At 33.6% G+C, this 15,005-nt stretch carries 11 protein-coding genes and 1 pseudogene; 11 read left to right on the top strand and 1 reads right to left on the bottom strand.

Annotated features, from left to right (window positions below; genetic code table 11):
* Window positions 1-554 precede the first annotated feature (554 nt).
* From IGI43_RS08000 to IGI43_RS07950, 11 genes and pseudogenes are all read left to right on the top strand, one after another.
* Window positions 555-2,324, top strand: a complete 1,770-nt coding sequence (locus IGI43_RS08000) for an SdrD B-like domain-containing protein (RefSeq protein ID WP_438757283.1) — start codon at window positions 555-557, stop codon at window positions 2,322-2,324.
* Window positions 2,325-2,800: 476 nt separating this feature from the next.
* Window positions 2,801-4,570: a PTS mannitol transporter subunit IICBA gene (locus IGI43_RS07995; RefSeq protein ID WP_438757282.1), complete on the top strand. Its 1,770-nt coding sequence runs from the start codon at window positions 2,801-2,803 to the stop codon at window positions 4,568-4,570.
* Between the two features lie 155 nt (window positions 4,571-4,725).
* A complete protein-coding gene (locus IGI43_RS07990; protein ID WP_438757281.1) occupies window positions 4,726-6,768 on the top strand; it encodes a BglG family transcription antiterminator in 2,043 nt (680 codons plus the stop codon).
* Window positions 6,769-6,791: 23 nt separating this feature from the next.
* Window positions 6,792-7,229 (top strand): PTS sugar transporter subunit IIA, encoded by a 438-nt coding sequence (locus tag IGI43_RS07985; protein WP_438757280.1) that lies wholly within the window; start codon window positions 6,792-6,794, stop codon window positions 7,227-7,229.
* 2 nt (window positions 7,230-7,231) lie between these two features.
* The gene (locus IGI43_RS07980) at window positions 7,232-8,371 is read left to right on the top strand and encodes a mannitol-1-phosphate 5-dehydrogenase (RefSeq protein ID WP_438757279.1); all 1,140 of its coding nucleotides are present in this window, start codon (window positions 7,232-7,234) and stop codon (window positions 8,369-8,371) included.
* Between the two features lie 261 nt (window positions 8,372-8,632).
* Window positions 8,633-9,553, top strand: a pseudogene (locus IGI43_RS07975) (DUF4822 domain-containing protein); the annotation flags it as partial.
* 821 nt (window positions 9,554-10,374) lie between these two features.
* Complete coding sequence (locus tag IGI43_RS07970) at window positions 10,375-11,052, top strand: cytochrome c biogenesis CcdA family protein (protein WP_438757278.1); 678 nt, start codon at window positions 10,375-10,377, stop codon at window positions 11,050-11,052.
* 34 nt (window positions 11,053-11,086) lie between these two features.
* Complete coding sequence (locus IGI43_RS07965) at window positions 11,087-11,647, top strand: TlpA family protein disulfide reductase (protein WP_438757277.1); 561 nt, start codon at window positions 11,087-11,089, stop codon at window positions 11,645-11,647.
* Between the two features lie 31 nt (window positions 11,648-11,678).
* Window positions 11,679-12,113 (top strand): hypothetical protein, encoded by a 435-nt coding sequence (locus IGI43_RS07960; RefSeq protein ID WP_438757276.1) that lies wholly within the window; start codon window positions 11,679-11,681, stop codon window positions 12,111-12,113.
* Window positions 12,114-12,145: 32 nt separating this feature from the next.
* On the top strand, window positions 12,146-12,598 hold the full coding sequence (locus IGI43_RS07955; RefSeq protein ID WP_438757275.1) for a hypothetical protein: 453 nt from the start codon (window positions 12,146-12,148) through the stop codon (window positions 12,596-12,598).
* Between the two features lie 202 nt (window positions 12,599-12,800).
* Complete coding sequence (locus IGI43_RS07950) at window positions 12,801-14,201, top strand: glycoside hydrolase family 1 protein (protein ID WP_438757274.1); 1,401 nt, start codon at window positions 12,801-12,803, stop codon at window positions 14,199-14,201.
* Window positions 14,202-14,282: 81 nt separating this feature from the next.
* Here the strand turns inward: IGI43_RS07950 and IGI43_RS07945 are convergent, their stop codons facing one another.
* Window positions 14,283-15,005, bottom strand: a complete 723-nt coding sequence (locus tag IGI43_RS07945) for a GntR family transcriptional regulator (RefSeq protein WP_438757273.1) — start codon at window positions 15,003-15,005, stop codon at window positions 14,283-14,285.

Raw genomic sequence — 15,005 nt, 5'->3', positions numbered from 1 at the left:
AAAATTTTCCTGTGTTTTTAACTTTTTCCCAAACATTGGGTTTAAGTATAGAGTAGAATGATAACTTTTTGTATCAAAATTAGTAAGTAATCAAAAGTGATCTTGTGTAGTTGAAACGAGATTACTATTTTGTTGTAGTTAAATGTGTAAATGATCAGAATCTGATGTAAGGAAATGGAACCAAAATACGTTTCCAAAAATCAGTCATTCATGTAGAGATAAAAATAATCTAGCAGAAGCATTTATAACGCTCTTTCCAACGCTTTTAGCTAACTAAATAACCAACCAATAACAATATTTTTTTACTTTATATAGGCTACGGTTATTGTTAAACGTATCTGCTATAGTATATCTTTTAGGACAATTGTATTCATAATAATGAGAGTTCAGCTTTTAATGCAATATAGCTTGTGAAATCCAACGATGATATCTAAATGATATAAATTAGATATATAATATCTAAAAAAATATAAACTATATAAAAATCTGACAAATAGTGTATACTATTATTGGTAGAAGGTTTGGTAAAGATACATTAAAAAAAGGAGTTTAAGATGAAAAAGAATAAAAAAATAGTAATTTTATCAATTGGAATTATAGTGGCTTTCTTGCTGGGGTACACTACAAAAACAGAAGCAGCTTCCCTATATACAATTAATGGGAAAGTTTTTCAAGATGTTAATCAAAATGGAAAAATGGATCTAGAGAAATTTGAAATTGGATTAAAAAATCAAAAAGTAACACTTTTCCAAGATATGAATGATGCTCAAAACGGTAACAACCCAATCAAAACATCAACGACAAATTTTGCTGGAGATTATAATTTCAGTTTACTGAAAAAAGGAACCTATTACGTTAAATATAATGAAAATAATGATCAATATAGTACTCATGAGTCACCAGATAACCTTGTTGATTCAGAAGGGAAACAAATTTCAAATATTTATCCTGTGACTGTTAATGCAGGGAAATTCATAACAAAAAGAGACTTACCTTTAATCAAAAAAGTCTCGATGTCAGTGACGCCATTTAATGATGTCAATTTTAATGGCGTGAAAGAAGCTGACGAAGAAATTCTTAATGGTAAGACGGTGTTGATCTTAAACCTTAAACAATTTTCTAAAGCGATTCAAGAAGGAGTGCTGAATAACATTGATATTTCCAATATTGTTGGATCTGCTCTTTCAGATGGAAATGTAGATCTGGCTGACGGTGTACATTTAAGAACTGTTAGGAAAGACCAAGCAATTAGGATGGATTCTCTTGAAACAGGTGCTTATGTAATTGTTCGCTCGCCTTTTGATCTTAACGTAGGGGATATCCTTAATAACCGTAAACGTTTAGAAGCTATTGTGGAAATTTTGATAAACGGTAATATTCAGGGATTGTTAGATCATCCAGAATTATTTGGAACAGGTGATATTGATACAAATCGTGATAATAGAGGTTTATACTTCTTTGCAGATACTCTGGCAAAAATAGCTGCATTATCTAATAACGTTGATTACGATTCTGTCCTTGAAGAAAATCAATCTAAAAAAATGACACAAACAATCAATCAATTACAATCAATCTCAGACATACTAAATTCTTTACCCGCATATAAATTAGGTGTGGTTAATTATTATGGTGATATGTTTGATATTACAGGATTTAAACTTAAAAAAACGAATGATTTTTACTTTGGCATAAAAAACTTTGCAACTTTGTCAGGTATCGCTTTTTCAGATACGAACAATGATGGTAATTTAAATAGTCTTGAGTTATCAGGATTTACATCTACTATTCTTGCTTATGATGAAAATGGAACTATTTTAAATCAATCAAATACGTCAGGTTCCTCTAGAAATTATAAGTTGGACCGTTTGCCATTCGATACTGATATTTATTTAGCAGTTGAAACGGATCGACCAGTTTATCCGCTATTAGATGATAACGATGTGCCAGAAGCTTTAAAAGGTAAAAAAATTATTTCTAAAAATACTATTTCTAAATATGATCGTAATACAATTATTGATCAAAATATTGCTGGTATGGGAAGTTCTTCAAGTGCTGTTTCAGTCGCTTTTGAATCAATTGATCCAGAAACTAAAACAGCGACGCTACAATTTAAGAATACTGATAAATCAAATAAAGTTACAGTTTTCTATTCTCTAAATGATGAGGAACAAAGTAGCTTAACACTAAATAAAGCACCTATTTTTGGAAGCAGTAAGCCAGTTAAGCAAAATATAGCAAATGTTTTAATTAATGAAGAAAATATTCTAAAAACATATTTTAATTCTGGTGTTTATAAAGTCTATTTACCAGATTTAATTTTCTAAAATCACAAAAAAATATCTTGTTCTTTAATCAAACCTTCTACATGTGAGGCTGTGACATAAGCATTTAACTCCGAGAAATAAGAAGAAGTCGCTTCTGCTCCCGCCGTTTATTCGGATTCCTCAAACAAGCCTAGGACATAACTTTCAGCGTTATGTCCTAGGCTCATTTTATTTGTATATTCTGAAAAAGATCTTATATAGTTTTGATTCTGTAGCGTTCTCAGTGAAGAATTAAACCGGACTGTACTTATTTTCTTAAACGATTATCTCCGTCTATTTACATAAAAGATTTACGTGATCATTAAGTAATTTTACATAGCTAAAACACAATTCAATGAAGAGGTAAATTCGAAATAGAAAAAATGAACAAATGGCACAAAGCTTTGTGCCAAAGTTGTATCTACTATTGATTGTCGAAATGCTTGAATGCGATTACAATTATAGTATGAAAAAGTTATTATAAGGAGGAACAGAGAATGGAGAACACTCGTCAAAAAGTGGGCATTAAAGTCAGAGTGCAAAAGTTAGGGACCAGTCTTTCAAGTATGGTGATGCCAAATATCGGCGCGTTTATAGCATGGGGGGTATTAACTGCCTTCTTCTTAGAGACAGGTTGGACACCTAATAAGCATTTAGCTTTGATGATTGGTCCGATGTTGACTTATTTACTACCATTATTAATTGGTTATAGTGGAGGCTCATTGATTTACGGACAACGGGGTGCAGTTGTTGGTGCGATTGCTACGATGGGAGTTATCGTGGGTGCAGATGTACCGATGTTCATAGGCGCTATGATCATGGGTCCTATAGGTGGTTGGACCATTAAGAAATTTGATGATATCTTTGCTGATAAAATCAAAACTGGTTTTGAAATGCTAGTAAACAATTTTTCATCTGGGTTATTAGGTTTTGGTTTAGCCATTTTAGGGAATTATGCAATTGGTCCAATCGTTAGTTATCTAACTGAATTAATGGGACAAGGTGTAGAAGCAATTATTAACATGCATTTATTGCCGTTAGCAAACATCTTAATTGAACCAGCGAAAATATTATTTTTAAATAATGCGATTAATCACGGAATTTTGACACCGTTGGGCGCTGAACAAGCAGCTACTGCTGGTAAATCAATTCTGTTCTTATTAGAAACAAACCCTGGTCCTGGTTTAGGTGTTTTATTGGCCTTTACGATTTTTGGTAAAGGGGCAGCTAAATCTTCCGCTCCTGGTGCAATGATCATACAATTCTTGGGTGGGATTCATGAAATTTACTTCCCGTATGTAATGATGAAACCTTTATTATTCTTGGCAGTAATAGCTGGTGGAGTATCTGGAACGTTTGTCTTCACACTATTAGGTGCAGGGTTACAAGCGGCAGCTTCACCGGGTTCGATTCTAGCAATCTTGGCTTTGACACCTCAAGGCGCATATTTTGCGAATATTGCCGGAATAGTAGTTGCTACAATTGTGTCTTTCCTAGTTGCCAGTATCATTATTAAAGCGGATAAAAAAGAAGAAGATTTATTAGCAAGTCAAGCAGCTGTAGCGGAGGCAAAAGCCACAGCGAAAAACCAAACAGGTCATTCATCAACAGTTGAAACTAAAACAGATGATCTAGGTAATATCAATAAAATTATATTTGCGTGTGATGCTGGAATGGGTTCTTCAGCAATGGGGGCTTCAATTTTGCGGAATAAAGCGAAGAAAGCCGGTTTGAAACTTCCCGTTTCTAATTCTGCAATTAACAATTTAAATGATGATTCTAATGCATTAATCGTAACGCAAGAAGAATTACATGATCGGGCAAAACAAAAGGCACCTAGTGCACTCTTTGTTTCTGTAGAAAATTTTATGAACTCACCTCGCTATGATGAAATCATTGATGGTTTAACGGATACGGAAAAAACAGAATCAGCAATAGTTCCAGCTGTCAGTGATGATAAAGCATCTGAGTTGATTGATTATCATAACGTGAATCATTTGGTTGTAGCTTATCAAGATAATAAAGGTTCTGCTTATATGGCTTCAACTATCCTTAAAAAGCTGTTGAAGGATAAAAGCCTAGATTATCCAGTAACAGTAGTTTCAATCGGAGAGTTAGACGATGAAATGAAGTCAATGATCATTACTCTAGATAAAGATACAGCCGCAGCTGAAAAACAAGCACCAAGTGCGGTCCATCTTTCCGTAAAAGATTTAGTTGTGTCAGAAAAATATGACGAATTAATCGAACATTTATCAAAGAGGTAGTTTTTTTCTCCGAACCGTATTAAGCTAGAAACATAAATGCATACTTTCTAAGTTGATTTTTAAAAAGGGAGACTAAGCTGACAAGTGTAACGTTTTTACACAAGCTTGGTCCTACCTTTTTATCTGCTTAGTTAGCGTGAGGAGTGAGGGGAAAAGTGTATTTTTCGGTTCGAGAAAAAAAAATTCTGGCGTTGTTGTTGGAATATCCTAATGGCGTAGCTCTAACTGAATTACAAGATCTATTGCAAGTTTCAAAACGGACGATTTATCGTGAAATTGCCAGTCTTGAAAAAACGATACAAGTGTTAGATGTAAAAATTATTAAACCGCGTGGTGCTGGTTATCGAATCGTAGGTGATTCGAAAGATTTAAATAAACTATTAAAAAATTTAGATAATGGTGAAAAAGATTGGTTTACCGACAATGTAATGAGACAAAGTGCAATAGTTTGTTCTTTATTACTGGAAGATGAAGAAGAAACTATTGAAGCGTTATCCTATGACTTTGCGGTAAGCACAACAACGATTACAAACGATTTGCAAACAATTGAAATAAGCTTGGCTAGCTATCGATTGGAGTTGATTCGTCTAAAAGGTCGTGGCATTCGTATCGTTGGACGGGAGAACGAGCGGCGTCAATTGTTGAGTAATCTAATTTATAACGGAATCAGCGAATATGATTTTTTTAATTTTTTGGACCATTCGGATCAGACGACTGAAAATTATTTTTTTACTTTGTTGTCGACAGAAAGTTTGCATCAAGCAGAAAGTATTTTTGACACCGTTAATGCGAGTTTATTTGAACGAGTGGCTGATAATCAAATGCAGCGGATCTTGATCATTTTGGCCTTATCAATCGATCGTATTAAAATTGGTCACATGATTGAAAGTGATATCAAAGAAAATCCCAAACCAGAAAGCATGCAGCTGGCCAGTCAAATAATGGTGAAAGTTGCTACAGAAGTAGAAAAAAATATTACCAGTCAAGAAGTTCGTTTTCTAGCTCATCAGTTAGAGGGCGTCAATTATAAAAAACCACATAATATCTTTATTGATAGTTTTGATGTAGAACTTTCTTATAAAACGCGGGAGTTGATTCGATTAGTCGCTGAAGATACTGGTTATTCCTTTTATAAAGATGAGCAATTGTTTATCGATTTACTGGCGCATATGACAGCGGCTTTAAAACGAAGTTTAACTGTGATTCAAGGTAATAATAATACCGTACTAAGAAAAGTAATGGATAAATATAAAAATTTGACTGTAGTAGTAACTGAAAAACTAGCGCAAATCTTTACTCAACATAATTTTACCTTTGATGAACTAGGATATGTAGTGATCCATTTTGCCACGTCTTTAGAAAGGTATCCTTCAGGTAAAAAACTAAGTACTTTGGTTTTATGCTCCAGCGGCGTTGGTACATCTAGAATTTTAGAAAGCCGTTTAAATAAATACGTACCAGAAATTCAAAAAGTTCGTGCTGCCAAGATTTCAGAGATGAATCATTTAAATTTTAATGACTATGATTTGATACTATCTACAGTCTTTTTACCAGGTTTTGAATTATCTTATAAGGTGATTTCACCATTATTATTGGATGATGAAATTCGTGAGATCAAAGATTATATCAGAGACATTCAACCAGAAGAAGTGCTTAAATTAAAGTCAAATGACCTCTTGGAAAGTAGCGAAACCTTTGATGAAATATATGAAACGATGCGTGTTGCGAATAATTTATTAAGAGCCTTCGACGTAAAACAAATCAAAGGGCAAGAAACGATTGAGGCGACTTTAGCCGAACTTATTGAAAGCCTGTCAGGAACAATTGTAAAGGATGCAAAACAGGTTACATCACGTGTGATCGAGCGTTATTTAGTGGCACCGATCGGCATTCCCAATACAAATTTTGCACTGTTTCATACAGTGACCGCTAATGTTATAGAACCCTACTTTGCAATTTATGATTTGGATTGCTCATATCTAATTCAAGGAATGGATAAGAAAAGTATTGAGCTGACGCGGATATTGTTATTATTGGCGCCAGATCCGATACCAACGAGTCAAGTAAATTTATTGGGAAAAATCAGCAGTTCCATAATTGAGAGCGATTTGAATACGGAAATTTATAAATATGGGAATAAAGAAATTATTTATCAGTTATTGAGTTCTTTATTCGTCAAAGAAATTAGAGAAAATTAATTCAGCGATTAGGAGGAAAAAATATGGAATTACAAAAAAATATGGTTTTAGTTGATCAAGCGTATCAAACTAAAGAAGAGGCGATTCGATCAACGGGTCAGTTGTTAGTCGATGCTGGGTGTGTCGAACCTGACTACATAGAAGCGATGATTGAACGAAATAAATTAGTTTCAGTCTATATGGGTAATTTTATTGCCATTCCTCATGGGACAGACGATGCGAAAAAATTTGTGAAGAAAAGCGGTATTTCCGTAGTACAAGTTCCTAGTGGTGTTCAATTTGGTAAAGATGATACAGACGATGTGGCCATGCTTTTATTTGGGATTGCCGGAGTTGAAAATGAACATTTAGAGATCTTGCAAAAAATCGCATTATTCTGTTCGGATGTGGAAAATGTTGTGAAATTAGCAGATGCAAAGACAAGTGAAGAGATTATCAGATTATTACAGGAGGTTAAATAACTATGCGCGCAACACATTTTGGTGCCGGTAATATTGGTAGAGGATTTATTGGTGAAATTTTAGCAAGTAATGACTTCTCAATTGATTTTGTAGATATCAATGAAACTATCATTAACTCATTACATGAAAATAGAGTCTATGATATCGAGCTAGCAGATGCTAGCAAAAAACGTATCCATGTTGAAAATGTTGATGGGATAAACAATAAAGACAATCCCGAAGCAGTAATCGATTCAGTCTTTAAAGCAGATATCGTCACCACAGCGATCGGTCCAACTATTTTACCTTTTATCGCAGAATTAATTGCTAAGGGAATTCAAAAACGCCGCAAGGAAACTATTGAAACTCCGTTAGATGTGATAGCTTGTGAGAATATGATCGGCGGTAGTCAATTTTTATTCAGCAAAGTTAAAGAGTTTTTGGATGCGGAAGATCTAGCGTATGTCGAAAAATATATTGGTTTTCCAAATGCTGCTGTTGATCGTATCGTACCAATACAACACCATGAAGATCCTTTGTTTGTCTCGGTTGAACCATTTAGTGAGTGGGTTATTGATGAAACTCAAATTAAAAACAAAGCCGTTCATTTAGCTGGTGTAGAATATGTAGAAGATCTAGAACCCTATATTGAACGTAAACTTTTCTCTGTCAACACAGGACATGCTACTGTAGCGTATGTGGGTGCCTATAAAAACTACAAAACGATAGGTGAATCGATTGAAGATCCCGAAGTTTTAGCAAAATTAAGAGCTGTTCTTGGTGAGACAGGTAGCTTGTTGATCAACAAGTGGGGCTTTGATCCAGTAGATCATCAAGCATATATCAATAAAATTGTTGGGCGTTTTGAAAATCCATACATTTCTGACGGCGTTGATCGCGTGGCGCGGACACCGATTCGCAAACTAGGTTATGATGAAAGATTTATTCGACCGATTCGTGAACTAAAAGATCGAAATTTAACGTACACTAATTTGATGGATGTCGTGGCAATGATTTTAAGTTACAATGATCCAGCAGATACAGAAAGTGTAAAACTACAAAATTTATTAAAAGAAAAAGACGTAGTTGAAGTAGTCAAAGAGGTGACGGGTCTAACGGATAATGAATTGATTACTGAAATCGCAAATAGTTATCAAAAATAATCGATTTAGTGAGAGGCGAATAAAATCGCCTCTTTTTTTGTCTTGGAGATTAAATTCTTTTATCAATAAAACCGATATAGAATAGCTATACCTACGGCTTAAAACGACGGTGGTTCTTCCCAGTAATTGAAATATAAAATAGTATATTTAGATATTTTAATCTAGATGATTTATAAAAAGTAGCAAAATTTATATTTTGTTTACAATTTGTTTATATTTAAAAGGTATACTAGTATTATACTAATTAATGGAGGTTATTTCATGAAAAAAAATATTCTATTCGTCGGATTCATTGCACTTTCTTCGTCACTTTTATTAAGTGTGGGGCAACCCCACTCAGCATTTGCAACTAGTTCTGATCCTAGCAACTATAGTTCGCAACAAAAGGACTCTAATGAAATTTTAGGATCAACCAATTGGCAAGGTACGATTGTAACTGATGAACAAGGGAACGATGTGACCCTTCAAAATAGTAATTTTATTGGACTAGCCAAATATGATACAAAAAGCAATCACTATGAATTTTTTGATGCTGCAACAGGCCAAACAAGAAATGATCGAGGAACATTTTTTATTACGCAAGATGGAAAGAAAAGAATTCTTTTTTCTGAATTAGGCTATAATGTTGCGGTAGATATGGTTGAATTAAATAACCATTTATTTACATACAGTAGAACTGGAAAACAAGCAGATGGCTCAGATGGAAAGGTAACAGTAGAACATGTGCCTTATGCAGGAGCATTAGAGTTTACAACAACTTTACCTGAATTAACAACGCAAACAGGACCCATTGATCGTTCAAAAGAAGGTAGATCCATTTTATCTGAACATTTCTGGGAAGGAACAGTTGCATTAGATAAACAAGGGAATGACGTCTCTGCTTATAATCAAAGTTATTTAGGCTTAGCACGCTATGATGATAAAACAGGACGTTACGAATTTTTTGATAAAACTACAGGACAAACAAGAGGCGATTATGGCTATTTCGACGTCGTACGAGACAATAAAGTACGTGCATCACTCTCTTTAGGAATGAACTATGGGGCACAATTAGAATTAACAGAAATTAATGCACAACGATTCACTTACACAAGACAAGGAAAAGACGCTCAAGGAAATGATATTCCAATTACAGTTGAACATGAACGTTACACAGGTGAATTCCCACTAGATTTTACTTTTGGGAAAGAGGAGCCTAGTGTCAATAAAACGGTCATTGATGTCACTCAATTTACTACTCGTAAAAATAAAAATCCATTATTGAACCCAGTCGTGAAAGAGGCCATTGAAAAAAATACGTACACACTTTCTGGCTTGTCTAGTTCAATGACAGCCGATGAAGTAGCAAAAGTTTTGGATGATGAACAACTGTCATACTCAAGAAGAATTTATGGGAATGCCCAACAAGTTCAGCGTTTTATTAGTACCAAAAACCTATTTGAATACGTTTATTATGCTGGACCTACAAGCAATACCATGGACATCAAGTTCGATAATTTAAGAGAAAATGATTTCAAAAAAATGTATCCTGCGGCTAGAAAAGTTGGAGATAGTTATCTAATTAATGAAAATGTCTGGATATCTTTTGCAAGAAATAAACAAGTGGTTACCTTCAAAAACTTTTAGAAGTTAAAGTTCTCTAAATGTATTTAGGACGAGCCATAATCCTAAAATAGTTCAGTTTATAGAAAAACAAAAAAAGAGTATTTCAGTGCTCTTTTTTTGTTCCGTAAAATAACTCTTCAAAAAAAGCTAGAAAACAAATAGATAAAATAGAATTACGGCTCCTTAATGAAGTAAAAAATTTCTTGTACATCTACAAATTAATGGATCAAACAATCTACTCAAACTTTATTGAGTTCTATTTGAAGAGTTACAATTATAATTGAAGTCGATTTGTTCAGAAGTATTCTCTAAATCAGATTGTTGTCATTAATGACCTTTAGGAAAAATCAAATCTGTGGTAAAGTAGAGTAATTGTTTAATAGAAAGGTTGTTTTTTAATGTTTGTTGCAGTGTTATTTTTAGAAGGAATCCTTACGTTTATTTCGCCATGTATTTTACCATTACTCCCTGTTTATAGTACTTATTTTTTAGGAAGTTCTACAAGTGAAAAGTCGAAATATCAAGACTTACTAAGAATTTGTTCATTTATTTTAGGTTTTACTCTTATATTTATCATGATGGGTGTATTTGCTAGTATAATCAATCAATATTTAATTAGCTATCGTTCGCAGATTCAATTTGTTACAGGTGTAATCGTGATAATTACAGGGTTAAAAATGAGTCAATTGATCAAACTACCTTTTCATATGAAAGGGTTCGGAAAAATTCAATATTCTGGAAATTTTACTTCCTATTTTTCGTTATTTTTATTTGGAATGATTTTCGCTTTAGGATGGTCGCCTTGTTTAGGTACATTTTTAGGAACAGCATTGTTAATTGCGTCTCAACAAGGAAGCATGTTGTCAGGTGGTTTTTTATTAGGTGTGTATTCTTTAGGGTTGGGACTTCCCTTTATTATTTGTACCCTTTTTATAGACTCTTTCAAAAAGACGTTTTCATTGATTAAAAGAAATTATCAGAGAGTTAATTTACTATCGGGACTCTTATTAGTCATAGTTGGACTATTCATGATGACTGGCTGGATTAATTATTTGCAATTATTTGTGTCAAGATAGTCTTTACTAAAAAACAAAAACGAAGGAGAAGAACATGAAAAATAGAAAGACGATATCATTACTATTACTTTTGATTTTTGTTATGATAGGAAGTTTTTTTGCCTATCAATATCTAAGTAATAAAGAACAAGCCATTCCAGAATTACCTATAGAGAATGTTGAGACACCAACTGCTAAGATTACAGAGGAAGCCTTTAATATAAGTTTTAAAGATTCTGAACAACAAGTGAAAAAATTATCTGATTTCAAAGGAAAACCAATCGTTTTAAATTTTTGGGCAAGCTGGTGTCCTCCATGTAGGGAAGAAATGCCTATTTTTCAAGAAACGGTGAATCAGGGGGCAGATGTACAGTTTATTTTAGTCAACCAAACAGATGGATATAGAGAAACAAAAGAAAAAGCGCAGCAATTCATGACAGAAGAAAATCTGACAATGCCTATCTATTTTGATGAAACTAGTGATAGCATGGTAAAGTATGGATTAACAGCTTTACCGACGACGATATTTATTGACGCTGAAGGAAGGATTGTTCAAAAAGTCTATGGTGGATTGACTGAAACATCATTTAATCAATACCTGAAAGAAATCCTGTAAAAAAATTGTTGTTTAAAAGGAGGTAGAATTGGTGAGAAAGATTGGAAAGACCAAAGTATTACTTATTGGTAATGTTATCATTTGGGGAGTTGTATTGTTCTTTTTTATTCAGTCTATTATTTTTCAGAAGTCCTTTTTAGAAGCGAATGAACAACTAGTCCATGAATTTACAAGTTATCAAACATATAATGAGTATCTTTCACGAAAAGAGTATCTTTCTAAAAAAATGACACCTTCTGTTTTGAGTCAAGTTTGTCCGATTATTCAAGTTGATAATCAAAAAAAGGAAAAACAGTTACGAGTAACGAATATGAAAACAACAAATTATTCTTTTGAAGATTCAAAGATTACAATACTTGTTTCATTTAAATTGGAATTATCTACTACTAAGAATGAATTAACAATGCGACAAATATACACAAAAAAAGAAGGAAAATGGTTAATGAGCCACTACAATTATATTTAACGATAGGTTGATGAAAATTAAGGAGTTAGTGAATGAAGAAAAAAACAGTACTTATTTCAATAGCGACAGTCGTAATCGTTTGTTTATTAATTGGGTCAATTGCAATGATTGTCAAAAAAAATCAAAAAAAAGCAGAAAAAGAATTTAAAGCCTATAATGAAACTTTAGTCTATGATATTTATAACTTTTCTCCTGAAATTACGAATAATGAAAAAAGAGCCTCTTTAAAAACACGAATGGATGCACAATTGATGGATCAAATGTGCCCACCTTTACCTGAATTAAATCGAGATCCAAGTTTACCAGTAAATACTCTATTAAACGTTAAAACAGAAACAATGACAAATAAAAAAGAGGAAATAGTAGCGGACACTCGTTTTGTTATAAAAACGCCAAATGGAAAAGAATATCCTCAAAAAGTGCGAGCGGAATATAAAAAGAATGATAATAAGTGGATATTGATGAAAATTCAACCTATTAATTAACATTATTGGTATTAAATAGTAGAGCGAACAAAAATTCTGTGTCATCAATCGCGTTATTCAAAATACGAGTTTAGAGTAGAGAATATCTTTACTCTTTTTTTGCATACTTTAAAAGTATAAGTATAGACATTTGTAATTTTTGCCTTTATAATAATAGTGAATAAGATGGTTGGAAAACCAGTTGATGAAAGTAGGAATAGTCATGGAAAGAACATTTAAAGAAGACTTTTGGTGGGGAGCTGCTACGTCAGGTCCACAAAGTGAAGGACGTTTTAATAAAAAACATGCGAATATGTTTGATCATTGGTATGAGATCGAACCAACCGATTTTTATGATCAAGTAGGCCCAGATGTGACGTCAAATTTTTATAATAGTTTTAAAGAAGATATTGCGATGATGAAAGAAATTGGATTGAATAGTGTTCGAACATCGATTCAATGGACGCGTTTGATAGATGATTTTGAAACAGGCACCATAGATGAAGAGGGAGCTCGTTTTTATAATGCAGTGATTGATGAATTCATTGCAGCTGGGATTCGTCCTGTTATGAATTTACACCACTTTGACTTGCCAGTGGAGCTATATCATAAATATGGCGGCTGGGAATCAAAACATGTGGTTGATTTGTATGTGAAATTTGCTGAAAAATGTTTTGAATTATTTGGTGATCGGGTGAAAGACTGGTTTACACACAATGAACCTATCGTTGTTGTTGAAGGTGAATATTTACACCAATTCCATTATCCGAAAATCGTAGATGGTAAAAAAGCAGTGCAAGTGGCGTATAATTTAAATTTAGCTTCTGCAAAAGCGATCCAAGCGTATAGAAAATTAGGACTGCAAAACGAAGGTGGAAGAATCGGGATCATATTAAATTTAACACCAACATATCCAGCTTCTGATAATCCAGAAGATTTAGCAGCAGCAAACATTGCGGAACTTTTTAATAATCGTATGTTTTTAGATACAGCTGTTCACGGGGAATTTCCACAAGAGTTAGTTGATTTATTTATCAAAGATGGCGTTCTTTGGGAAAGTACATCAGAAGAATTGGCTTTGATCAAAGAGAATACGATTGATGTTTTAGGTGTTAATTTCTATCATCCAAATCGTGTAAAAGCCCCAGATGTTGCACCAAACAGTGTAGGTGCATGGTTACCAAATCGTTATTTTGATGAGTATAATATGCCTGGACGTCGAATGAATATCGATCGAGGCTGGGAAATTTATCCGAAAGCATTATATGATATTGCGATCAACATTCGTGATAACTACAATAATATTCCGTGGTTTGTCTCTGAAAATGGTATGGGAATTTCTGGTGAGGAACGATTTATGAATGAGGCGGGTGTTGTTGAAGACGACTACCGTATTGATTTTATTCGAGAACATTTACAATGGATTCATCAAGGAATGGAAGAAGGGTCTAATTGTTTTGGCTACCATTTGTGGACGCCAATCGATTGTTGGTCATGGGCAAATGCGTATAAGAATCGCTATGGGTTTATCTCTACAAATATCCACACACAAATCAAGACGATCAAGAAATCTGGTCATTGGTTCAAAACGGTGGCTCAAACAAATAGATTAACAGATCAATAAATGAAGAATACGGTTGGGACAGAAGGAATTGCTTCTGTCCCAACCGTTTATTTGGATTCCGAGCTTCATTCTTTTTTCGATCTATGCATAATCAACATTTAAAATCGAATAACTTCTTTGATCATAACGATTTCTACTACAAGAAAATTCAATGGGTCGTCCATTTTTTGAATAGACAACTTGCTGTACTTCAAGAACAGGATCCTCTTTTTTGCATTTTAAATAGTGCTGATCATATTCATCGGATTTATCCGCTTGAATATTTCGGTAAGCCCCTGCAAAATCGAGAGATAACTGTTCTTTAATATACGTATAAATAGAGTCTTTCAAGATATCCGTTGTTAGACCAGGCACTAAATCACAAGGCATATAAGTATGTTCTAAAATGAAAGGTTCATCTTCAAGAATTCTAAGTCGGATGATCTTATAGACAGGCTGTTCTTCAGAAATAGCTAGACGTTCTTGAACTTCATTTGAAGGGAATTCGACTTCAAATAAAATGACTTGGCTTTTCAATTTTTTATGACGATCATGCATTTGTTTGCTAAGACCATCATATTCATTGGCAGGCGAAGTATCTTTATCCCAAAAAGAACGATTCAATACTTTAGTGCCAGAACCACGCTGAGAGTATAAAAGACCTTCCATGACTAAAATACCGATTGCTTTTTTTACGGTCATTCGGCTCACATTAAATTCTTTTACTAAATCCGTTTGGTTAGGGATCAAGGTATCTGTTTTGTATACATTATTTTTTATTCGTTCACGCAATGTATCTGCGATTTCTTCATATTTTGGCTTCAT

Source organism: Enterococcus sp. AZ126 (assembly GCF_051714545.1).
Taxonomy (GTDB): Bacteria; Bacillota; Bacilli; order Lactobacillales; family Enterococcaceae; genus Enterococcus_L.
Note: the sequence above shows the minus strand (reverse complement) of the source record. Positions and strands in the feature narration are given on the sequence as shown.